The sequence below is a fragment of the Brevundimonas fontaquae genome (genome assembly GCF_017086445.1).
Classification (GTDB): Bacteria; Pseudomonadota; Alphaproteobacteria; order Caulobacterales; family Caulobacteraceae; genus Brevundimonas; species Brevundimonas fontaquae.
The window spans coordinates 2832291-2853846 of the sequence record NZ_CP070968.1 but is presented as its reverse complement, the minus strand read 5'-3'; the positions used below and the strand labels follow the sequence as shown (position 1 = coordinate 2853846).

Annotated in this window: 19 protein-coding genes; 14 read left to right on the top strand and 5 right to left on the bottom strand. The window is 65.9% G+C overall.

Features of this window, described 5'->3' with window-relative positions:
• The first annotated feature begins 45 nt into the window (after nucleotides 1-45).
• A complete protein-coding gene (pyk, locus tag JX001_RS13990) occupies nucleotides 46-1491 on the top strand; it encodes a pyruvate kinase (protein WP_055753148.1) in 1446 nt (481 codons plus the stop codon).
• On the opposite strand, the gene JX001_RS13985 is transcribed toward pyk, so the two are convergent.
• The 3 genes from JX001_RS13985 to JX001_RS13975 are packed head-to-tail and all read right to left on the bottom strand — an operon-like array spanning nucleotide 1488 to nucleotide 4090.
• Nucleotides 1488-2525: an oxidoreductase gene (locus tag JX001_RS13985; protein WP_241004657.1), complete on the bottom strand. Its 1038-nt coding sequence runs from the start codon at nucleotides 2523-2525 to the stop codon at nucleotides 1488-1490. The two genes, pyk and JX001_RS13985, sit on opposite strands and share 4 nt — an antisense overlap.
• A gap of 7 nt (nucleotides 2526-2532) precedes the next feature.
• Nucleotides 2533-3957, bottom strand: a complete 1425-nt coding sequence (locus tag JX001_RS13980) for a helix-turn-helix domain-containing protein (RefSeq protein ID WP_205681464.1) — start codon at nucleotides 3955-3957, stop codon at nucleotides 2533-2535.
• Nucleotides 3950-4090, bottom strand: a complete 141-nt coding sequence (locus tag JX001_RS13975) for a hypothetical protein (RefSeq protein WP_205681463.1) — start codon at nucleotides 4088-4090, stop codon at nucleotides 3950-3952. Before JX001_RS13975 ends, JX001_RS13980 begins: the two co-directional genes overlap by 8 nt.
• On the opposite strand from JX001_RS13975, the gene JX001_RS13970 reads away from it, so the two are divergent.
• The 9 genes from JX001_RS13970 to tdh all read left to right on the top strand — a co-directional run bounded on the left by JX001_RS13970 (nucleotide 4089) and on the right by tdh (nucleotide 16058).
• Complete coding sequence (locus JX001_RS13970; RefSeq protein ID WP_205681462.1) at nucleotides 4089-5624, top strand: acyl-CoA carboxylase subunit beta; 1536 nt, start codon at nucleotides 4089-4091, stop codon at nucleotides 5622-5624. The two genes, JX001_RS13975 and JX001_RS13970, sit on opposite strands and share 2 nt — an antisense overlap.
• The gene (locus tag JX001_RS13965) at nucleotides 5621-6748 is read left to right on the top strand and encodes a TIR domain-containing protein (protein WP_205681461.1); all 1128 of its coding nucleotides are present in this window, start codon (nucleotides 5621-5623) and stop codon (nucleotides 6746-6748) included. Before JX001_RS13970 ends, JX001_RS13965 begins: the two co-directional genes overlap by 4 nt.
• Nucleotides 6749-6763: 15 nt before the next feature.
• The gene (locus tag JX001_RS13960; RefSeq protein ID WP_205681460.1) at nucleotides 6764-8743 is read left to right on the top strand and encodes an acetyl-CoA carboxylase biotin carboxylase subunit; all 1980 of its coding nucleotides are present in this window, start codon (nucleotides 6764-6766) and stop codon (nucleotides 8741-8743) included.
• Entirely contained in the window at nucleotides 8743-10125 is a 1383-nt protein-coding gene (locus JX001_RS13955; RefSeq protein WP_205681459.1) for a methylmalonyl-CoA mutase family protein, read from the top strand. The genes JX001_RS13960 and JX001_RS13955 overlap by 1 nt, the downstream gene beginning before the upstream one ends.
• On the top strand, nucleotides 10122-12281 hold the full coding sequence (gene scpA, locus JX001_RS13950) for a methylmalonyl-CoA mutase (RefSeq protein WP_205681458.1): 2160 nt from the start codon (nucleotides 10122-10124) through the stop codon (nucleotides 12279-12281). Before JX001_RS13955 ends, scpA begins: the two co-directional genes overlap by 4 nt.
• Entirely contained in the window at nucleotides 12278-12700 is a 423-nt protein-coding gene (mce, locus tag JX001_RS13945) for a methylmalonyl-CoA epimerase (RefSeq protein WP_205681457.1), read from the top strand. The genes scpA and mce overlap by 4 nt, the downstream gene beginning before the upstream one ends.
• Before the next feature lie 52 nt (nucleotides 12701-12752).
• Complete coding sequence (locus JX001_RS13940; protein ID WP_205681456.1) at nucleotides 12753-13667, top strand: DUF4232 domain-containing protein; 915 nt, start codon at nucleotides 12753-12755, stop codon at nucleotides 13665-13667.
• 42 nt (nucleotides 13668-13709) lie between these two features.
• Nucleotides 13710-14900, top strand: a complete 1191-nt coding sequence (locus JX001_RS13935; RefSeq protein WP_205681455.1) for a glycine C-acetyltransferase — start codon at nucleotides 13710-13712, stop codon at nucleotides 14898-14900.
• A 105-nt stretch (nucleotides 14901-15005) separates the two neighbouring features.
• Nucleotides 15006-16058, top strand: a complete 1053-nt coding sequence (gene tdh, locus JX001_RS13930) for an L-threonine 3-dehydrogenase (RefSeq protein WP_055807997.1) — start codon at nucleotides 15006-15008, stop codon at nucleotides 16056-16058.
• Nucleotides 16059-16091: 33 nt separating this feature from the next.
• Here tdh and JX001_RS13925 read toward each other — a convergent pair whose 3' ends face one another.
• A complete protein-coding gene (locus JX001_RS13925; protein ID WP_205681454.1) occupies nucleotides 16092-16658 on the bottom strand; it encodes a hypothetical protein in 567 nt (188 codons plus the stop codon).
• Nucleotides 16655-16885: a hypothetical protein gene (locus JX001_RS13920; protein ID WP_205681453.1), complete on the bottom strand. Its 231-nt coding sequence runs from the start codon at nucleotides 16883-16885 to the stop codon at nucleotides 16655-16657. Before JX001_RS13920 ends, JX001_RS13925 begins: the two co-directional genes overlap by 4 nt.
• 86 nt (nucleotides 16886-16971) lie before the next feature.
• Between JX001_RS13920 and JX001_RS13915 the strand changes: the two genes are divergently transcribed.
• The 4 genes from JX001_RS13915 to JX001_RS13900 all read left to right on the top strand — a co-directional run bounded on the left by JX001_RS13915 (nucleotide 16972) and on the right by JX001_RS13900 (nucleotide 21503).
• Complete coding sequence (locus JX001_RS13915; RefSeq protein WP_205681452.1) at nucleotides 16972-17931, top strand: glycosyltransferase family 9 protein; 960 nt, start codon at nucleotides 16972-16974, stop codon at nucleotides 17929-17931.
• A gap of 163 nt (nucleotides 17932-18094) precedes the next feature.
• Nucleotides 18095-19426, top strand: coding sequence for a dihydroorotase (locus tag JX001_RS13910; RefSeq protein WP_205681451.1), 1332 nt, complete (start codon nucleotides 18095-18097; stop codon nucleotides 19424-19426).
• Between the two features lie 142 nt (nucleotides 19427-19568).
• Nucleotides 19569-20318, top strand: a complete 750-nt coding sequence (locus JX001_RS13905; protein WP_205681450.1) for a prephenate dehydrogenase/arogenate dehydrogenase family protein — start codon at nucleotides 19569-19571, stop codon at nucleotides 20316-20318.
• Nucleotides 20319-20585: 267 nt separating this feature from the next.
• The gene (locus JX001_RS13900) at nucleotides 20586-21503 is read left to right on the top strand and encodes an abortive infection family protein (protein ID WP_135195063.1); all 918 of its coding nucleotides are present in this window, start codon (nucleotides 20586-20588) and stop codon (nucleotides 21501-21503) included.
• Nucleotides 21504-21556 lie beyond the last annotated feature (53 nt).

Here is a 21556-nt window from a genome sequence, read left to right as displayed (position 1 = left end):
CAGGCGGCCCTGTTTTGCCGTCCGAGAGAGCCAACAGGAAACGTCATGAACCGAGCCCGTCGCGCGCGCATCGTCGCCACCCTGGGACCCGCCAGCCGTGCGCCCAGCACCGTCAAGGCGCTGGCCCAGGCGGGGGTGGACGTCTTCCGCCTGAACTTCAGCCACGGGTCGCATGAGGATCACGCCGCCGCGTTGAAGGCGGTGCGCGGCGCCGAAATGGCGTTGCAGCGTCCGCTGGGCGTGTTGGCCGACCTTCAAGGGCCGAAGCTGCGTTTGGGCCGTTTCAAGGACGTCGAGATCTCGGTCAAGCCGGGCCACACCATGCGTTTCGATCTGGACCCGACGCCCGGCGACGAGACGCGGGTGCAGATGCCGCATCCCGAAATCTTCAAGGCGCTGCGCAAGGGCATGCTGCTGCTGCTGGACGACGGCCGGGTGCGGCTGCGTGTGGGCGAGCGGACCGATGAGTGGGCGGATGTGACGGTCGAGAGCGGCTCGAAGCTTTCGGACCGCAAGGGCGTGGCGGTGCCAGAGGCGGTGATCCCGGTCTCGGCCCTGACGCCCAAGGACCGTGAAGATCTGGCCTTCGCCCTGCGGATGGGCGTGGACTGGGTGGCGCTCAGCTTCGTGCAGAAGCCCGAGGACATGGCCGAGCTGAAGCGGATCGTGAATGGTCAGGCGGCCTGCCTCGCCAAGATCGAGAAGCCGGCGGCCCTGGCCGATCTGGAAGCCATCCTGGACTATTGCGACGGGGTGATGGTGGCGCGCGGCGATCTGGGCGTCGAGCTGGATCCCGAAGATGTGCCGGTGGCGCAAAAGCAGATCGTGCGCGCGGCCCGCAATCGCGGCGTGCCTGTGATCGTCGCCACCCAGATGCTGGAATCTATGACCAGCGCCCCGGCCCCGACCCGCGCCGAGGCGACCGATGTGGCCAATGCGGTCTATGAGGGCGCGGACGCCCTGATGCTGTCGGCCGAGACGGCTTCGGGCGACTATCCGCTGGAATCCGTGGGCATCATGAGCCGGATCATCGAGCGCGTCGAACGCGATCCGATGTGGCCCAGCCTGATGGGCGCCGAACACGCCGGCATGGACGAGCACGATGTGGACGCCCTGGTCGGGGCGGCGCGGATGGCGGCGAATGCGCCCTCGACCGGCTGTCTGGTGGTGTTCACGACCCTGGGCGGCACGGCGCGGCGGATGGCGCGCGAGCGGCCGCTGAAGCCGATCCTCGTGCTGACGCCCAATCCCAACACCGCGCGGCGGCTGGCCCTGGTCTGGGGACTTGAGCCGCGTCTGGGCGAGCAGCCGGACTCGCTGGAGGCCGTGACGGACGACGCCGTCAACAGCGCGGTCAAATATGGTCTGGCCGAGCCGGGCCAGCGCATCCTGATCCTGGCCGGCACGCCGTTCGGGGCGCCGGGCGCGGCCAATCTGCTGCGCCTGGCCCACGCTCCAGCAGCGACGTCGAAGGGCCGCAAGAAGAGCTAGAGCGCGATCTCGCGACGCTCCGCCGCGCTGCGCAGACCGGCGTCGAGGATGCGCATGACGGTCAAGGCCTGATCGGCGGGGACGGGCGGCGGTCCCTTGCCGAGGATCGCGTCGCGCATGGCGGCGTAGAAGGCGAGATAATCGCCGCGTGCGGGCGTCGGCGTGGTGCGGACCGTTTCGCCGTCGGTCTGTTTCGTCAGCATGCCGGGCAAAGGATCAAGGCCCCATTCGGCGTCGCCGGGACGCAGGCCGGCCTTGGACTGGCTCTCCTGGGCGTCGAGGCCGCGTTTGATGAAGCTGCCGCCCGTGCCGTGGACGACGTAGCGCAGGCTGGATTCAGCGGCGAGGTGGCTCATGTTCAGGATAACCCGCAGCCGGTCATACCGCAGCAGAACGTGTGCGTAGTCGATGGCCGTGGCGCCGACACGCTGGGCCTGAAGGTCGGCATAGATGGCCAGCGGCGGGCCGAACAACTGCACGGCCTGGTCGATCAGGTGTGGGCCCAGGTCGGCCCAGACGCCGCCGTCGCGCTGGTCCTTCCAGCGGTCGGTGACGGTCGGGCGAAAGCGGTCGTAGTGGCTCTCGAACACGGCGATCTCGCCCAGTTCGCCCTCTGCGATGAGGCGGCGCAGGGTCAGGAAATCGGCGTCCCATCGGCGGTTCTGGAAGACGCTGAACACGCCGGGCGATGAAGCCGCGACGGCGGCGACGCTTTGCGCGTCGGCCAGGGTGGCGGCGAAGGGCTTGTCCACCACCACCGACTTGCCGGCCCTCAGCGCGGCGATCGACTGTTCGGCGTGCAAGGCGTCGGGGGTGGCGACGACGATCAGGCCGATGTCGTCGCGGGCGAGGGCGGCGTCCAGATCGGGCAGGACCTCGACCTCGGGCAGGTCGGCGTGGACCGCTTCGGGCCGGGACGAGACGACGGCGGCCAGGCGCAGGCCGGGGGTCGCGGCGATCAGGGGGGCGTGGAAGGTCTGGCCCGCCAGGCCGTAGCCGACGACGGCGACGCCGATGGGTGCGTGTGAGGTCATGCCCCGATCAATAGCGGTCCGGGCGCGGGCCATCCAGCACATAGGGCACCACGCCACGCTCGTTCTCGGGGACGTGCAGGGTCCGGTCCAGGGGTGGGAAGGCGCGCTGGGTGCAGTCGGTGCGCTCGCAGATGCGGCAGCTGACGCCGATCCGGGCGGCGGGGCCGTTCAGATCGAGGCCGGCGGCATAGACCAGGGCGCCTGCATGTTCGACCTCGCATCCCAAGGACAGGGCGTAGCGCCGGTCGTTGGCCAGGTAGGAGCCGCTGGGCTTGGACACGCTGCGGGCGATGGAGATGTAGCGCGATCCGTCGGGCATCTCGGCCAGCTGCACCCCGATCCGGTCGGGCGCCGCGAAGGCTTCGTGGACGTTCCACAGCGGGCAGGCGCCGCCGAAGCGAGCGAACTGGAAGCGGGTGGCGCTGTGGCGCTTGGTGATGTTGCCGGCCATGTCCACGCGAGCGAAATAGAAGGGCACGCCGCGCCAGCCGGGCCGTTGCAGGGTCGAAAGCCGGTGGCAGACCTGTTCGAAGCTGACCTGGAACCGGGTACGCAGACGGTCGATGTCGTGCTTCTCCTCGCGCGCGGCTTCCAGGAAGGCGCGATAGGGCAAGAGCAACGCGCCCGCCGCATAGTTGGCCAGACCGACCCGGGCCACGTCGCGTGCGGCGTCCGTGCGGAAGGCGGCCTGGTCCAACTCAGTCTCGATCAGGTCGCGGAAGGACAGCAGGGCCAGCTGGTGCGCCAACTGGAATGACCGCGTCGCGCCGGGCTGCCAGGCGTCCAGCGTCAGGACGCGGCTGGCGGGATCGTAGCGACGCAGCGCCTCCTGACCGGCGACATAGGCGACGCGGACGCCGTGTGCCTGGCTCAGCGCGGCCTCCAGCGCCCGCTCAATCTGGCCGTCCTGAACCAGGGTCGCCGCCAGCGCCTCGGCCGCGGTGTCCAGCGCGTCGATGTAGTTGTCACGATAGTGGAAGAAGTCGCGCACCTCTTCGTAGGGCAAAAGGGCCACGCTGGCGCCGTGTTCGTCCCGGCCCAGGGTGTCGTCCAGCGCCTTCACCCGTTCGTCCAGGCGGCGGAAGGTCTGGTGCAGGGCTAGGAACTGACGGGCCAGACGCGGGGTGTTGGCGACGGCCTGTTTCAGCTCTGCGGCCGTGGGCGGCTCGGCCTGACCTGCGATATCGGTGGTGGCCTCGCGCAAGTCGGCGATCAGGCGGGCGTCGCCCTCCAGGTCGAACAGGCTGGCGTCCACATGGAAAGCGCGCGTCAGGGCGATCAGGACGCGCGCGGTCGCCGGGCGCTGGTTGGTCTCGATCTGCGACAGATAGGACGGCGACAGGCCGAGCCGCTCGGCGCAGGCCTCCAGCGTCCAGCCGCGCGCCTCGCGCAGCTTGCGCAGTTTGGCGCCCAGGAAAAGCTTCTCAGCCATTCGCAACTTTGCAGATCATATCGCCATCCTTTGCAAGCCCGCGCAGTTCCACACTTTTTGCAAAGTTGCGTTTGCCTATTTGCGATGAAGGCGCCACCCCTCTCTCAACGAACAAGAGGCGAAGATCCATCATGAGCCAAGCCATCCTTGAAGAACTGGCGCGCCGCCGCGCCGCCGCCAAACTGGGCGGTGGGGAAAAGCGTATCGCCGCCCAGCACGCCAAGGGCAAGCTGACGGCGCGCGAACGCATCGACGTGCTGCTGGACGAGGGCTCCTTCGAGGAGACCGACATGTTCGTCGAGCACCGCAGCCACGACTTCGGCATGCAGGACCAGCGCATCCCCGGCGACGGGGTGGTGACGGGTCGCGGCACCATCGGCGGACGGCTGGTCTATGTCTTCTCCAAGGACTTCACCGTCTTCGGCGGCAGCCTTTCGGGCGCCCATGCGGCCAAGATCGTCAAGCTGCAGAAGATGGCCCTGACCACCGGCGCGCCGATCATCGGCCTGTTCGACGCAGGCGGGGCGCGGATCCAGGAGGGGGTCGAGAGCCTGGCCGGCTACGCCGACATCTTCCTGCAGAACACCCTGGCCAGCGGGGTCATCCCTCAGATCAGCGTGATCATGGGGCCCTGCGCGGGCGGCGACGTCTATTCGCCGGCCATCACCGACTTCATCTTCATGGTGAAGGACACCTCCTACATGTACGTGACCGGCCCCGATGTGGTGAAGACGGTCACCAACGAGGTGGTCAGCCACGAGGATCTGGGCGGCGCCCGCGTCCACGCCGGCAAGTCGGGCGTGGCGGACGGGGCGTTCGAGAACGACCTGGAAGCCTTGTCGGAGGTGCGCCGCCTGATCGGCTTCCTGCCCTTGTCGAACCGCGAAAAGCCGCCGGTGCGCGAAAGCTATGACGAGCCCGAGCGGGACGAGCCGAGCCTGGACACCCTGATCCCGGCCAATCCGAACCAGCCCTATGACATGAAGGAGCTGATCCTGAAGGTGGTCGACGAGGCCGACTTCTTCGAGATCGGGGCCGACTTCGCCAAGAACATCATCTGCGGCTTCGGGCGGCTGGACGGCCAGACGGTCGGGATCGTCGCCAATCAGCCCCAGGTGCTGGCGGGCGTGCTGGACATCGATTCAAGCCGCAAGGCCGCGCGGTTCGTGCGCTTCTGCGACGCCTTCGACATTCCGCTGGTGACGCTGGTGGACGTGCCGGGCTTCATGCCGGGGACCAAGCAGGAATATGGGGCCCTGATCAAACACGGGGCCAAGCTGCTGTTCGCCTATGCCGAGGCGACGGTGCCGAAACTGACCCTGATCACGCGCAAGGCCTATGGCGGCGCCTATGACGTGATGAGCTCCAAACATCTGCGCGGCGACGTCAACTACGCCTGGCCCACCGCGGAGATCGCGGTCATGGGCGCCAAGGGCGCGGTCGAGATCATCTTCCGCAAGGAGGCCGGCGATCCCGAGGCCCTGGCCGCGCGGGAGGCCGAGTACAAGGACCGGTTCGCCAACCCCTTCGTGGCGGCCGGCCTGGGCTATATCGACGACGTCATCATGCCGCACGGCACACGGCGGCGGCTGGTGAAGGCGCTGCGGACGCTGAAGAACAAGGTCCAGGACAATCCCTGGAAGAAGCACGACAATATTCCGCTATGAGTGATTCACAAGGTGATCAGCTTCTGGCTGCGGCTTCTAAGCTAGATAAAAGTCGCGAACGTTTTGACGCGCTTGTTACCAGTGATGGCCCACTAGCGCGGCTAGGTGACGAAGCGGAGCTAGTGCAGCGTTCTTGGAGCGGTTCGTCGCTCGGCTATCATTCTCGTGTCTACTATGAGGGTCTTGTAGTGCCGCCATCCGGCGCTCGATTTGATGCCGAGTGGGGGCTGAACGATACTTTCAGCAATACGATGCGTGGCGATTGGATGGAGTATTCGGGACCTGAGGTCGTCTCGGCAATCGAAATGCGCGCAGGCAACCCTAATCTGTCGGAAATAGAAGATGCATTATCTCAGCTGGCTAAGGATGTTCAATCCGCAAAGAGTGATGCACTGTCAATTTTGTCGGTCGAGATGTCTAACGGTGCTGACACCTATCTAACCAGCATTCAGGAGAAAATCGGGCGCATAAGGGCAAGGTCTGCTATAGAATTTCAAAGAATGATGGTGTCCGACCGTCAAATTTTGACACGAGACAGCGCGGCTGTATCTGAAGGCATCAAAATAGCGCCACACCAAGTTGTCATGGCGAGAGTTGCAAGCTTAGCTCAGCCCTTGAAGCAGGCAGAAGAATTGTCGGTCTTGATGAAGCAGGCCGGATCTCATTTAGTTAGGTTAAGAAAAACGAACCAGAAGGCATCTTTGGTGGGCACCAATGTATTCATTGGGCATGGCCGGTCTTCGGTCTGGCGTGACTTGAAAGATTTCTTGGGGGAGAGGCTTCGTCTTCCATACGACGAGTTCAACAGAGTTCCCGTTGCAGGGTTCACAAACATTGCGCGGCTATCGGAAATGCTCGATTCGGCCGCGATCGCTTTCATAGTGCTTACTGCTGAGGATGAGCAGGCAGACGGTGCCATGCATGCCCGCCAGAATGTGATTCATGAAGCTGGGCTGTTCCAAGGGCGATTGGGGTTCTCGCGAGCGATCATTGTTCTTGAAGAAGGGTGTGAGGAGTTCTCGAACGTTCAAGGGCTTGGGCAGATTCGGTTTCCGAAGGGGAACATCCAGGCCAAGTTTGAAGAGATCAGACAAGTTCTAGAGCGTGAAGGCCTGCTTGGCTGAGAGGTGAAATCAAAAATGTTCTCCAAAATTCTCATCGCCAACCGGGGCGAGATCGCGGTTCGGATCATCAAGACCTGCCGCAAGATGGGCATCAAGACCGTGCAGGTCTATTCGGAGGCCGACGCCGGGTCGCTGGCGGTCGAGATGGCCGACGAGGCGGTGCTGATCGGGCCGGCGCCGGCGGCGCAGTCGTATCTGCTGGCGGACAAGATCGTCGAGGCGGTGCGCCAGACGGGCGCGCAGGCCGTGCATCCGGGCTTTGGCTTCCTGAGCGAGAACGCCGGGTTCGCGCGGCGGCTGCGGGACGAGGGGATCGCCTTCATCGGCCCAAACCCCGAGGCCATCGAGGCCATGGGCGACAAGATCAGTTCCAAGAAGCTGGCGGCCGAGGCGGGGGTTTCGACCGTGCCGGGCCATATGGGCCTGATCGAGACGCCGGACGAGGCGGTCAGGATCGCCAACGAGATCGGCTATCCGATCATGATCAAGGCCTCAGCCGGCGGCGGCGGCAAGGGCATTCGCGTGGCCCATTCGGACGCCGACATGGCCGAGGGGTTCGCGGCGGTGAAGGCCGAGGCGCTGAACGCGTTCGGCGACGACCGGGTCTTCCTGGAGAAGTTCATCATCGATCCGCGCCACATCGAGATTCAGGTGCTGGGCGACAAGCACGGACATGTGGTCCATCTGTTCGAGCGGGAATGTTCGATCCAGCGCCGCAACCAGAAGGTCATCGAGGAGGCGCCCAGCCCCTTGCTGGACGAGGCCACCCGAGCGGCCATGGGGGCGCAGGCCGTGGCCCTGGCCCAGGCGGTGAACTATGACTCGGCCGGCACGGTCGAGTTCGTCGCCGGTCAGGACAAGAGCTTCTACTTTCTGGAGATGAACACCCGGCTGCAGGTCGAGCATCCGGTGACGGAGTTGATTACGGGCGTCGATCTGGTCGAACAGATGATCCGTTCGGCCTGGGGCGAGACGCTGGCCTTCGAGCAGAAGGACCTGAAGATCGACGGCTGGGCCATCGAGAGCCGCATCTACGCCGAGGATCCGTATCGCGGCTTCCTGCCGTCCATCGGGCGGCTGGTTCGCTACGAGCAACCCGAAGAAGGCGATCAGGGGGACTATACGGTCAGAAACGATTCGGGCGTCCGCGAGGGCGACGAGATCAGCATGTTCTACGATCCCATGATCGCAAAACTGTGCGCCTGGGGCGAGACGCGTGAGGCGGCGGTCGAGGGCATGGCCCGCGCGCTGGAGGACACCCACCTGTCGGGCCTGGGCCACAATGTGCCCTTCCTGGCGGCGGTGATGGACCAGGACCGGTTCAAGTCGGGCAATCTGTCGACCAGCTATATCAAGGATGAGTTTCCGGACGGCTTTAACGGCCTGCGCCCGACGCAGGACCAGGAGCGCGTCCTGATCGCCTCGGCCCTGGCGATGCACGAGGTGATCGCCGAGCAGGACGGCGACCCGTCGGAGCGCACCGACTGGATCGTGATGATCGACAAGACCCCGCATGGCGTCGGCCTGTCCTATGACGAGGACGAGGAGATGATCCTGACCCTGACGGGCGGCGGCGACATCCGCCTGTCGGACATCGACTGGCGACCGGGCCTGGCCCAGTTCAAGGCCGAGCTGGACGGCGAGGCCTTCACCGCTGAGGTCAAGCGCATCGCCGACGGCTTCGACATCCGCCACCGCGCGGCCAAGGCGCGGGTGCGGGTGCTGCGGCCCCACGTCGCCGAACTGTATGCGCGCCTGCCGGAAAAGGTCGCGGCGGACACCTCCAAGATGGTGCTGTCGCCGATGCCGGGGCTGGTGGTCTCGATCCCGGTGGTCGTGGGCCAGGAGGTCAAGACCGGCGAGACGGTGGCCATCATCGAGGCCATGAAGATGCAGAACATCCTGAAGGCCGAGCGCGACGGGGTGGTGAAGGCCGTCGGCGCCAAGGACGGCGATCCGGTGGCGGCGGACGACGTGCTGGTGGAGTTCGGTTGATGACGGGCTTTCCCGCGCCTACGCCGCTGGAATGGCGCGAGGCGGCCCAGAAGGCGCTGAAGGATCGGCCGATCGAGTCGCTGATGCATCTCGACGCCGATCAACTGGTGATACGGCCGCTGTACGCAGGCGCGACGGGCGTGCAGCCGATCTTCGCCCCGCGTCCGTCCGACTCCGAAGGCCGGGCCTGGGATCTGCGGACGCTGGTGGAGGGCGACGATGCCGAGGCGGTCAACGCCGCCGTCCTGACCGATCTGGAGAACGGCGCGGCGTCGGTGGTGCTGAAGGGGCGGGTGCTGGCGGATTCCGCCCCGCTCAGCCGGGCGCTGGAAGGCGTGGCGCTGGAACTGGCGCCCGTCGCGCTGGACGCCGGGATCGACGGGCCGGATGCGGCCAATGCGCTGGCGGTCGTCGCCAAGGGCTCGCCGCGCGCCCAGCTGCAATTTCATATGGACCCGGTCTCGGCCTTCGCCGAGGCGGGGGGCGCGCCGCGTTCGGTGGAAGAACATCTGAGCCTGGCGGCCAATACGGCGGCGCGTCATGCGGGCGCCTATCCCGACGCAACCTTCTTCCTGGCCAGCGGGCGCGTGGCGCACGAGGCGGGCGGATCGGCGGCGCAGGAGCTGGCCTTTGCGGCGTCCAGCGTCGTGGCCCATGCGAAGGCGGCGGTCGAGGCCGGGATGTCGGTCGAGGCGGCTTTGCGCGGCACCGTCGTTGGCCTGTCGGTCGATGCGGAATATTTCGACAGCCTGGCCAAGGTTCGGGCCATGCGGCTGATCTGGGCCAGCCTGGCGAAGGCGTTCGACGTGGATGTTCCGGCCGTTATCGAAGCGCGTTCGTCGCGGCGGATGCTGTCGGCGCGCGATCCCTGGCCCAATCTGCTGCGGCTGACGGCGGCCGGCTTCGCCGGTGCGGTCGGCGGAGCGGACGTGGTGGTGCTGGATGGCTTCACCCGCGCCTCGGGACGGGCTGACGCCTTTGCCAGGCGTCAGGCGCGGAACACCCAGCTGGTCCTGATGGAGGAGGCCAATCTGGGTCGGGTCGACGATCCGGCCGCCGGCTCCTGGTATCTGGACGCCCGGACGCGGGACTTGGCCGAGGCCGGCTGGGCCGAGTTCCAGATGATCGAGGCCGAGGGTGGTTTGGTCGAGGCCCTGACGGGCTCGATCATCCAGCCCCGCATCGCCCGCGCCCGCGAGATCCGCGAGGCCGCGCTGACGAACGGCGCGGCGCAGATCATCGGCGTGACCAAATATGTGGACGCGGACGTGCGGCCGGCGCCGGTCGAGGCGGGCGATGAGGCGGCCGTGGCGGTCGAACGGGTGTGCGAACCCTTGGCTCCGATCCGGTTCGCCGCGGCCTTCGAGGAGGCGGCTCAGTGAGCTTTCCAGACTTCAGCAAGATCGCCCTGAACCTCGATGCGACGGGGCGGGGGCCGACGCGCGATCCTTGGCTGACGCCTGAGGGGCTGACGGTCGAGACCGCCTATGGTCCCGACAGCACGGACGCGCTGTATCACCCGCACGGCCTGCCGGGGTTCGCGCCGTTTGTGCGCGGGCCCTATCCGACCATGTATGCGGGCAATCCCTGGACCATCCGGCAATACGCCGGCTTCTCGACCGCCGAGGAGTCCAACGCCTTTTATCGCCGCAACCTGGCGGCCGGTCAGAAGGGGCTGAGCATCGCCTTCGATCTGGCGACGCACCGGGGCTATGACAGCGACCACCCGCGAGTGAAGGGCGACGTCGGCATGGCGGGCGTGGCCATCGACAGCATCTATGACATGCGGACCCTGTTCGACGGCATTCCACTGGACCAGATGTCGGTGTCGATGACGATGAACGGGGCGGTGCTGCCGATCCTGGCCCTCTATGTCGTCGCGGCGGAAGAACAGGGCGTGCCGCACGCCAAGCTGACCGGGACCATTCAGAACGACATTCTGAAGGAGTTCATGGTCCGCAACACCTACATCTATCCGCCTGAGCCCTCGATGCGGATCATCGCCGACATCTTCGCCTGGACGGCGCAGGAGACGCCGAAGTTCAACTCGATCTCGATCAGCGGCTATCACATGCAGGAGGCGGGGGCCTCGGCGGATATCGAGCTGGCCTATACGCTGGCGGACGGGATCGAGTATCTGCGCGCGGGCGTCGCGGCGGGGATGCCGATCGACCGGTTCGCGCCGCGCCTGAGCTTCTTCTGGGCCATCGGCATGAACTATTTCATGGAGGTGGCCAAGATGCGGGCGGGCCGCCTGCTGTGGGCCGAGGCGGTGCGCAAGGAAGGCGGGGTCGATCCCAAGTCGCTGAGCCTACGCGCTCACTGCCAGACATCGGGCTGGTCGCTGGCGGCGCAGGACGTGTTCAACAATGTGCCGCGCACCATGGTCGAGGCCATGGCGGCGGCGGGCGGCCAGACGCAGAGCCTGCACACCAACGCTTTGGACGAGGCCCTTGCGCTTCCAACCGATTTTTCGGCCCGGATCGCGCGCAACACCCAGATCCTGCTGCAGCAGGAGACGGGGCTGACGCGGGTCATCGACCCCTGGGGCGGCAGTTTCTATGTCGAGCGGCTGACGCACGAACTGGCCGAACGCGCCCGCGCCCACATGACCGAGGTCGAGGCCCTGGGCGGCATGGCCAAGGCCATCGAGGCGGGCATTCCCAAGCTGCGGATCGAGGAATCCGCCGCCAAGACACAGGCCCGGATCGACACCGGCCAGCAGACGGTGGTGGGGGTGAACAAATATCTGAACCCCGTCATCGACGACATTCCGATGCTGAAGGTCGACAATGCGGCGGTGCTGGCCGCCCAGATCGATAAGCTGAAGCGCCTGCGCGCCGAGCGGGACCAGGCGGCGACCGATGCGGCGCTGAACGCCCTGACCGAGGGCGCGCGCGGGAATGCCAACCTGCTGGAACTGGCGGTTCAGGCCGCCCGCGCCAAGGCGACGGTGGGTGAAATCTCCGACGCGCTGGAGGCCGCCTTCGGCCGCCACGTGGCCACGGTCCAGACCGTTTCGGGCGTATACGCCAAGGAGGCGGGGACCGACGCCCGCTTTGCTCGCGCCCGCGAGATGGTGGCGACCTTCGTCGAGAACGACGGCGGACCGCCGCGCATCCTGATCGCCAAACTGGGACAGGACGGACACGACCGGGGCCAAAAGGTCGTCGCGACCGGATACGGCGATCTGGGCTTCGACGTCACGGCCGGCAGCCTGTTCCAGACCCCGTCCGAGGCGGCCCAGGAAGCGGTCGAGAAGGGCGTTCACGCGGTCGGCGCATCATCGCTCGCGGCCGGGCATCTGACGCTGGTGCCCGAGTTGAAAGCCGAGTTGGAGAAACTGGGCCGGCCCGACATCATGATCGTGGTCGGCGGGGTGATCCCGCCGTCCGACGTTCAGCCTCTTCTCGATATGGGCGCAGCCGCCGTCTATCCGCCCGGTTCGGCCATCGCCGATACGGCGGTCGACCTGATCGAGAAGCTGAACCAGCGTCTGGGTTACGCCCAGCCGACCCCCGACAAGGACAAGTCATGATCGGCGCCCTGAACCACGTCGGCGTCGCCACGCCGTCCATCGCCGACTCGATCAAACTGTATCGCGATATCCTGGGCGCGACGAAGATCGGCGAGCCGTTCGACCTGCCGGCGCAGGGGGTGAAGGTCTGTTTCGTCGATACGCCGACGGCCCAAATCGAGCTGATCGAACCCTATGACGAGACCAGCCCCATCGTCGGCTTCCTGGCCAAGAATCCCAAGGGCGGCCAGCACCACGTCTGTTTCGAGGTCGCCGACATCCAGGCCGCCGTCGCCGAGATGCGCGCCAAGGGGATGACGATCCTGGGCACAGGCGAGCCGCGCATCGGGGCGCATGGGACGCCGGTCGTCTTCCTGCATCCGCGTGACATGGGCGGCGTGCTGATCGAGCTGATGGAGACGCCAAAAGCAGGGCACTAAGCGGAGCCTTTGGTCAGGTTGGGCCGTTGAAGGCGAAACCAGAGGACATGACATGATGTCGCACCGCCTGACCGCATTCGTCGCCATCGCCGCCCTGACCGGCGCTGCAGCCTGCTCTCGCACCGAGCCCGAACAGCCCGCCGCGCCGGTCGAGCCAGCGGCTGCCCCTGCATCCAATGCGCCCTCGGTCGGCTACGCCTGCGAAAGCGGCGCGACGCTTCAGGTCCAGTATGTCGACAGCGACAACGCCAAGCTGACCCATCAGAACCAGACCTACGCCTTGCTTTCAGTGCAGGCCGCCAGCGGCGCGCGCTATGTCGGCGGCGGGGTGGAATGGTGGACGGCGACGCGCGATGGGCAAGAGAGCGGCACGCTGAGCCGACTGGGTCCGGACGGCACGAACGGTGTCGCGGTGCTGGAGCGCTGCTCGCGGCCGATCCCCGGCGCTGAAATGACGCCCGGACCGCTGCCGACGCCCAGTCAGACGCCGGCCGAGGCGACCGGCGGGGTCTTGCCGGCTGCGCTGCCCTGCAAGGGGCCGCAACTGACGCTGGCGGCAGGTGACGGCGATGCAGGCGCGGGAAATCGGGTCAGCAACTTCAGTCTTCAGAATATCGGAACCCAGGCCTGCAGCCTGACCGGCTATCCGACAGTGACCTTGCAGGACACGCGCGGGCGCACCCTGTCGTCCATTCGCGCGGAACAGAGTCCCGGAAGCTATTTCCGCCAAGGCCAGGCTCCAACGCCGGTCCAGCTAGCGCCCCGGGCCAAGGCCTATTTCGAAATGGCCTGGAGCGTCGTGCCCAACGAAGCCATGCAAAAGACGTGTCCCGACGCGGCCACGATAAAGGTCACCGCCCCCAGCGATGCGGCCGCCGTCAGCCTGCCGTTCTCGTTCAGTCCCTGCGGCGGCCGCATTCGTGTCAGTCCGATCCGGGCCGAGGCCAACCCGGCCCCGGCGACCTGAGGCGGGTGGAAACCGATCGAAAATCGGCGTAGGTCGCGGCTCATGACCCAGAGCTTCTACGACCGCGTCGCCGGCGAACTGTCCGAGATCGACGCCCAGGGCCTGACCAAGCCCGAACGCATCATCGCCTCGCGCCAGGGGCCGGTGATCCAGGTCGCCGGCCGCGACGTGCTGAACTTCTGCGCCAACAACTATCTTGGCCTGGCCGGCGACGAGCGTGTGACCCAGGCCGGGATGGCGGCGCAAGCGGAGTGGGGCGCGGGCACGGCCTCGGTCCGGTTCATCTGCGGCACTTTGGAAATCCACAAGGAACTAGAAGCGGCCATCGCCGCCTATCTCGGTTTCGAGGACGCCATCCTGTTCGCCGCCGCCTTCGACGCCAACGGCGGTCTGTTCGAGCCGCTGCTGGGCGAGAACGACGCCATCGTCTCCGACAGCCTGAACCACGCCTCGATCATCGACGGGGTGCGGCTGTGCAAGGCCAAACGCTATCGCTTCGCCAACTCCGACATGGACGAGCTGGAGAGCCGTCTGAAGGAGGCCCGCGCGGCCGGCGCCCGCGACATCATCATCGCCACCGACGGCGCCTTCTCGATGGACGGCTATATCGCCAAGCTGGACGAGATCCGGGCGCTGGCCGACAAATACGACGCCCTGATCATGGTGGACGATTGTCACGCGACGGGCTTCCTTGGCCCGCAAGGCAAGGGCTCGTTCGCCCATCAAGGTGTCGAGGTGGATTTCGTCACTGGCACCTTCGGCAAGGCTCTGGGCGGCGCCATGGGCGGTTTCATCTGCGCGAAGAAGTCGGTGGTCGAACTGCTGAAACAGCGGGCGCGGCCCTATCTGTTCTCCAACGCCCTGGCGCCGGCTGTGTGCGGATCCAGCCTGGAGGCGATCCGAATCGCACAAGGCGCCGAGGGCGATGCGTTGCGCACCCGCCTGTCGGCCAACGCCCATCGCTATCGCGGGGCCATGTCGGACGCAGGCTTCATCCTGCTGGACGGCGAACATCCGATCATCCCGGTCATGCTGGGCGACGCCAAACTGGCGCAGGATTTCGCGGCGCGGGCGTTGGAGCTGGGCGTCTATGTGATCGGGTTTTCGTTCCCTGTCGTGCCGCGTGGCCAGGCCCGCATCCGCACACAGATGTCGGCGGCCCATACCTTCGACCAGATCGACCGCACGGTCGAAGTGTTCACCCAGGCGGGCCGGGAACTGGGCGTCATTTAGCCCTTTTCGCCCGCCATCGACGAAAGCCAAGCGGCGAGGAGGCTTGGGGCCTCTGTCGCAAACTTCGGGATGAACCCGGAGCCACGATTTCAGGGAGTTGAGACTATGACCGACACGATGAAGGCCCTGGCCAAGACCGCGCCCGGCGTCGGCCTGGAACTGATCGACGCGCCGATCCCCGAGGCGGGACCGGAAGACGTGCTGATCCGGGTGCATCGCACGGCCGTCTGCGGCACCGACATCCACATCTGGAACTGGGACGAATGGTCCCAGAAAAACGTGCCGACCCCGATGATCACTGGCCACGAGTTCGCCGGCGAGATCGTCGCCATCGGCAAGGATGTGGATCGCCCGCTGAAGATCGGCCAGCGCGTCTCGGCCGAGGGTCACGTGATCGACCTGAACTCGGAAGCCGCCCGCGCCGGCCATTTCCACCTGGACCCCAAGACGCGCGGCATCGGCGTGAACCGTCAGGGCGCCTTCGCCGAGTTCGTCGTTGCCCCGGCCTTCAATGTCATCGAACTGCCGGACGACGTCCCCTATGAGATCGGCTCGATCCTCGATCCGTTCGGCAATGCGGTGCATACGGCCCAGCAGTTCGACCTGCTGGGCGAGGATGTGCTGGTCACCGGCGCCGGGCCGATCGGCATGATGGCGGCTGCGGTTGCGCGCCATGCGGGCGCGCGCACCGTAGTCCTGACCGACATCAACGACTTCCGGCTGGAGCTGGCGCAGAAGGTCGCGCCGGGCGTTCGCACCGTGAATACGACCAAGGAAGACATCCACGATGTCATGAAGGAGCTGGGCCTGAAGGTCGGCTTCGATGTGGCGCTGGAAATGTCGGGCTCGCCCATCGCCTTCAAACAGTGCGTCGACACCCTGATCATGGGCGGCGGCATGGCGCTGCTGGGCATTCCCGGCAAGCCGATGGAGACGGACTGGGGCGCGATCATCCTGAAGGCCTTGACCATCAAGGGCGTCTACGGCCGCGAAATGTTCACCACCTGGCGCAAGATGCTGGGCCTGCTGAAAGCCGGCCTGGACCTCAGCCCGCTGATCACCCACCGCCTGGGTTACGCCGACTACCGCGAAGGCTTCGAAGCCATGAAGTCAGGCCAGTCGGGCAAGGTGGTCCTGGACTGGGACAAGGCGGCCTGAGAGCCTTGGTCTAGGCCAGCTGGGGAGCGGCAGTTAGATCGGCTGGGAGCCGGAAGGCGTCACCGCATATCGCGCGACGATGCCGTCCGGCTGGAAGTCGTGTTCGGCCAGGGTGTCGAGGGACATCAGGACGCGGGTCGTGAAGGCGTCGGTGTCGCCATCCTCGATCGCCGGGCGCAGCCAGTCGGTGACGACGGCGCGGGCGGGATAGGTTCCAACCGGACCGGGAATGCTGAGCGCGACCTCGATCCCTTCCGCGACCCAGCCGGCGACGGTCACGAAAAACTCGGGCGAGGCCAGGAAGTCGGAGCGGCGAAGGACATACAGGGTGATGACCCCATCCTCGACGCCGTCGGGGCGGACGATGACGCCGCTGCGATCCGGTCGCCAGTCGTCGGACAGCTCGACCACACGCCACAGGCAGAACCAGATGCGGCAGGTGTTCGGCCGAATCTCGTGGACCGAACAGCCGGCGCCGTCGACGCAATAGGCGCACAATTCGCCGGTCGGCTTGGCCAGTTCCGGCAGCTTCAGCGGAATGACCCGGCAGCATTCGACGCAACCGCCGCAGGTGCGGCCGGGGAGGAGGGGCAGGCTCACCCGGCTGAACGCTCCAGCCGGGCGATGCGGCGATCCATGTCGGCGACGACGGCCTCCAGCCGGGTCTTTTCGGAGGCCATGTCGATGGGCGTGCCGTCTTCGTAGGAAATCGTCGCGCCCTTGGCGATCAGGTCCAGCCGGTAGATGGCCGTGACGCGCTGGGCCTTGAAGCGTTCAAGGGCGGCGGCGGCTTCTGGATCCGGGGCGGCGTCGGGCGTCTGGCTCATGCGCGTCGCTGTAGCGCATGGGGCCTTTCTGTGGAAACACGCGTTTGGCGCTGAACCGCAGATAGAATCCCTGTATCCGTCGACGGATGATCGGGCGGTTTCCCATCCTGTACATCGCCGAGGCGGACGCCGAGGACGCCGTGCTGTCTTCAGGCGTGCTGGCGCATCTGGTCGAGAGCCTGCCGCACGCGACCTTCACCATCGTCGGATCGGCCGCCAGCGCGCCGCTGTTCGCCGATACGCCGCGCCTGACGAAGTTGATCGTGCTGGAGCGCGAAGGCCATTTCGAATGGATCGCCCTGTGGAACCAGGTGCGGGCGACCAAATGGGGGCTGGTCGTGGACATGCGCGGCTCGGACCTGTCGGGCAAGCTGAGGCGGCACAAGCGCGCGGTGCGGGGCAAGGATCAGCCGGGCCTGCATGCGGTCGAGGCGGCGGCGGCGGTGCTGAAGCTGGAGCCCGATGAGATCCCGGCACCGAAACTCTACGTCTCGGACGAGACGCGGGCTCAGGTCGAGGCGCTGATTCCGGCGACGGGCGGGGATGGGCCGATCCTGGCGGTCGGGCCGGGCGTGGAATGGATGGGCAAGCGCTGGCCCGCCGAACGCTACGCCAAGGTCGCGGCCAAGCTGCTGGCCGACGACGGGCCGCTGGCGGGCGGGCGGCTGATGATCGTGGGCGAAGAGATCGACCGCGAGGCGGCGCACACGATCCGCTACGCCGTGCCGCGCGCGCGGGTGATCGAGCTTCAGGGCAGGCTGACGCGCCTGCAGACGGTGGCGGCCCTGTCGGCGTCGGTGCTGTATATCGGGGCGGACTCGATCTGGACCCAGCTGGCCGTGGCCTCGGGCGCGCCGGTGGTGGCCGTGTTTGGACCGTCGGACGAGACCGTGCGCGGACCCTGGAAGGGCGAGGCCGTGCGCGGGCCGCGCACCTATGACGAATTCAAAAAGCTGGATCCGCGCCTGAACCAGGCGATCCAGCATATGATGGACCTGCCGTGGGAGCGGGTGCTGAAGGCGGCGCAGCGGATGTTGAAACGTTGATCATGTCTTCCGTCATCCTCGGGCTTGACCCGAGGATCGAGGGTTCCGCTGGGCGGTGGTTCCGGTAGAAGCATGGCGTCAATGCGTCGCCTGTCGCGATGCGGACAGTCCGATCCTCGGGTCAAGCCCGAGGATGACGGAGTGAAAGAAAGGACGCCGCCCCATGACCCAGACCTATGACCTGATCGTCCGTGGCGGCGAGGTGGCGAACCATGCGGGGCGGGGCATGGCGGATGTCGGGGTGATCGACGGCAAGATCGCCTTCATCGGCGACCTGAGCCAGGCCTCGGCGGGCGAGGTCTTCGATGCGACGGGCCTGACCGTCCTGCCCGGCGTGATCGACACCCAGGTCCATTTCCGCGAGCCGGGGCTGGAGTGGAAGGAAGACCTTGAGACCGGCAGCCACGCGGCGGCCCTGGGCGGGGTCGTTGCCGTGTTCGAGATGCCGAACACCAATCCCAACACCACCGACCCGGACACCATGGCCGACAAGCTGTCGCGGGCGAAGGACCGGATGTGGACCGACCACGCCTTCTACGTCGGCGGCACGCACGAGAACGCGGACTATCTGGGCGAACTTGAGCGGCTGCCGGGGTGTTGCGGGGTCAAGGTCTTCATGGGCGCCTCGACCGGCGACCTGCTGATCGCCGACGACGAGGGGGTGAGGAAGGTCCTGTCCAATGTGCGCCGCCGCGCCACCTTCCACTCAGAGGACGAATACCGACTGGTCGAGCGTCGCGGTCTGGCCCGCACCGGCGACTGGACCAGTCACCCCGAGGTGCGCGACGCCGAGAGCGCCATCCGCTCGACACGGCGCCTGGTCGGTCTGGCCAAGGAGACGGGCGCGCGCATCCATGTGCTGCACGTCACGACCCGGGACGAGATGGAATATCTGCGCTTCCACAAGGATGTCGCCACCGTCGAGATCACGCCCCAGCATCTGACCCTGGTCGCGCCCGAAGCCTATGAGCGGCTGGGCAGCTATGCCCAGATGAACCCGCCGATCCGGTCGCAGGAGCATGTGGACGCCCTGTGGCTGTGGGGGATGCAGCAGGGCGTCGCCGACGTGCTGGGGTCCGACCACGCGCCGCATACGAAGGAAGAAAAGGCCAAACCCTATCCTGCCTCGCCGTCCGGCATGCCGGGGGTGCAGACTCTGGTTCCGCTGATGCTGACGCACGTGGCGAATGGGCGGCTGTCGCTGGAGCGGTTCATCGACCTGACCTCGGCGGGGGCGCAGCGGGTGTTCGGCACGGCCAACAAGGGGAGGATGGCCGTCAGCTATGACGCCGACCTGACCATCGTCGATCTGAAGGCCAAGCGGACGATCACGCACGACCAGCAGGCGACGCGCTGCGGCTGGACCCCGTTCGACGGCGTCGAGGCGACCGGCTGGCCGATGGCGACCATCGTGCGCGGCCGGGTGGTGATGAAGGACGGCGAACTGATCGGATCGGCGCACGGGCGACCGGTGCGATTCATGGAGACGCTGTGAGGTTTCTCCTAAAATCCGTCACCCTCGGGCTTGTCCCGAGGGCCTACCGTTCCGCGCGTGAGACAAGCGACGTGGACGCGCCGTCGTGTCTGCGGTGCGGCTCGTGGGGCATCCAACGTAGGCCCTCGGGACAGGCCCGAGGGTGACGTCGGAGAGGGACAAGCTCGGCCTGATCGGCTTCGGCGCCTTCGGGCGGCTGACGGCGCGGCATCTTTCGCCGTGGTTCGACATCCTGGCCCATGATCCGGCGGCGATGCCTGGAGTCGGGGGCGGCGAGGGCGTCGCGACCCTGACCGACCTGGCGACCGCCGCCGCCTGTTCGACGGTAGTGCTGGCCGTGCCGGTCGAGGCGCTGGAGGCGACGCTGATCGCCATCCGCCCGCATCTGTCGCCCGAGGCCCTCGTGATCGACGTGGGCTCGGTGAAGGTGAAGCCGGCGCAGGCGATGGACGCCCTGCTGCCGCCCGGCGTGCGAATCGTGGGAACCCACCCGCTGTTCGGCCCACAGAGCGGCAAGGACGGCATCGCGGGCCTGCGCATCGCCGTGTGCGAGGTGCGGGGTGCAAAAGACGCCCACCGCGTCGCCGCCTTCTGCCGCCGGGCGCTGAGGCTGAAGGTGTTTCAGGTCAGTCCCGAAGATCACGACCGCGAGGCCGCCACGGTCCAGGGCCTGACCCACCTGATCGCCCGCGTCCTGATGGCGATGGAGCCCCTGCCGACGCGCATGACCACCGCCAGCTTCGACCGCTTGATGCAGGCCGTCGACATGGTCCGCCACGACAGCCCCGCCGTCTTCCGCGCCATCGAACGCGACAATCCGTTCGCGGCGGAGGTCAGGGAGCGGTTCTTTGCGCTGGCGGATCAGGCGCGGGGGACGGCGGGGGAGGGGTAGGCGAACAGCTGATTAAGAAGGCCAAACTGATGAACCATCGCGGTTTTATTCGGCCCGCGTGCATGTATGGTCTTAATCGTGGTGGCTATTCAGTCAAGAATTGGGGAATTTTGGCATCAGCGGCCTGCTTATTTCAAATCAGACGTTAAAAGCGCTTGCCGCCAAATCTTCAGCAAATCCATTGTCGGATTCTTTAGTCTCGGTGGTCCTGCTTGCAGATAAAACAATAAGCCGTATCTAGGGGCTTGCGAACGGAGGGAATCGCGAATGGCGCTGCCGAATTTGTACTCACGCCGCGCGAGGCAGGCTCGGAAAAACGTGGACGACGTGTATGTCTACGATCACATACCGAAAAGCGTTCGGGTCCAAATGCTCCAAGTTTTTTCGAGCGTGATTGGAGACTACCAGATCGGGTACAACGCCGCGGCAAATGAAGTGTATGATTTTATAGTACGCTTAATGCGCGAAGAGTTGGGCGTTTTCTCTCTAAACTCTTCGAGCACAATCAACGCTCAGAGGGAGTTGTCGAGTTGGTTGGATTCAACGCCGGATGTCGAACGCGTAGTCGATTGTATCGAACTCATGATGACGGTTTTGGACGGCCACGTGAGAAACGCCGGCAACAAATTCGGTAAAACGGATGTTGATTTCGCCATTGGCCGTGCTAACGCGCGGCTCATGGAAGCCTGCGTTGGTTATCAGTACCAATCTGGTCAGATGATACGTTTCGATTCTACCGTTATGCATGCCGAAGTCGTCGTTCCTAGCTTGCACTTGCTTGCTGATCCTGATTTCGCCTCTGCTGAGGGTGAGTACCTGAAGGCCCACGCTGAGTATCGAGACGGTCAATACGAGACCTGTATCATCGAATGCGCGAAAGCCTTCGAGAGCGTATTGAAAGTTGTAGCTGTCGAGCGCGGATGGCCCGTCAAATCTTCGGACCCAGCTAAGAAACTCCTCGACGCCGCTTATGGGGCGGGGTTCATCGAACCTGCGCTCCAAGCCGAATTTACAGCCCTGCGAAGTCTCCTTGAAGGAGCAGTCCCGACTGTGCGGAACAAAATGTCAGGCCACGGTGCGGGCGTGACACCAAGAAACGTACCGCAGCACTTTGCTGCGCTTCAGTTGCACCAGACTGGTGCTGCATTACTGTTCCTGGTCCAGCATCATCGCGCCAATCCATAAATGGAAGAATTACTCCAGATTGGCTGAAGACCACACTCAATACGGCTAACGCG

What these genes read in the sequence shown, in the direction of transcription:
- JX001_RS13980 (WP_205681464.1), bottom strand. Translation starts at nt 3,957, where the DNA reads ATGGCTGAGAAGCTTTTCCTGGGCGCCAAACTGCGCAAGCTGCGCGAG.
- JX001_RS13970 (WP_205681462.1), top strand. Translation starts at nt 4,089, where the DNA reads ATGAGCCAAGCCATCCTTGAAGAACTGGCGCGCCGCCGCGCCGCCGCC.
- JX001_RS13955 (WP_205681459.1), top strand. Translation starts at nt 8,743, where the DNA reads ATGACGGGCTTTCCCGCGCCTACGCCGCTGGAATGGCGCGAGGCGGCC.
- mce (WP_205681457.1), top strand. Translation starts at nt 12,278, where the DNA reads ATGATCGGCGCCCTGAACCACGTCGGCGTCGCCACGCCGTCCATCGCC.
- JX001_RS13910 (WP_205681451.1), top strand. Translation starts at nt 18,095, where the DNA reads ATGACCCAGACCTATGACCTGATCGTCCGTGGCGGCGAGGTGGCGAAC.
- JX001_RS13960 (WP_205681460.1), top strand. Translation starts at nt 6,764, where the DNA reads ATGTTCTCCAAAATTCTCATCGCCAACCGGGGCGAGATCGCGGTTCGG.
- JX001_RS13935 (WP_205681455.1), top strand. Translation starts at nt 13,710, where the DNA reads ATGACCCAGAGCTTCTACGACCGCGTCGCCGGCGAACTGTCCGAGATC.
- pyk (WP_055753148.1), top strand. Translation starts at nt 46, where the DNA reads ATGAACCGAGCCCGTCGCGCGCGCATCGTCGCCACCCTGGGACCCGCC.
- JX001_RS13900 (WP_135195063.1), top strand. Translation starts at nt 20,586, where the DNA reads ATGGCGCTGCCGAATTTGTACTCACGCCGCGCGAGGCAGGCTCGGAAA.
- JX001_RS13920 (WP_205681453.1), bottom strand. Translation starts at nt 16,885, where the DNA reads ATGAGCCAGACGCCCGACGCCGCCCCGGATCCAGAAGCCGCCGCCGCC.
- tdh (WP_055807997.1), top strand. Translation starts at nt 15,006, where the DNA reads ATGACCGACACGATGAAGGCCCTGGCCAAGACCGCGCCCGGCGTCGGC.
- JX001_RS13940 (WP_205681456.1), top strand. Translation starts at nt 12,753, where the DNA reads ATGATGTCGCACCGCCTGACCGCATTCGTCGCCATCGCCGCCCTGACC.
- JX001_RS13915 (WP_205681452.1), top strand. Translation starts at nt 16,972, where the DNA reads ATGATCGGGCGGTTTCCCATCCTGTACATCGCCGAGGCGGACGCCGAG.
- JX001_RS13975 (WP_205681463.1), bottom strand. Translation starts at nt 4,090, where the DNA reads ATGATGGATCTTCGCCTCTTGTTCGTTGAGAGAGGGGTGGCGCCTTCA.
- JX001_RS13985 (WP_241004657.1), bottom strand. Translation starts at nt 2,525, where the DNA reads ATGACCTCACACGCACCCATCGGCGTCGCCGTCGTCGGCTACGGCCTG.
- JX001_RS13965 (WP_205681461.1), top strand. Translation starts at nt 5,621, where the DNA reads ATGAGTGATTCACAAGGTGATCAGCTTCTGGCTGCGGCTTCTAAGCTA.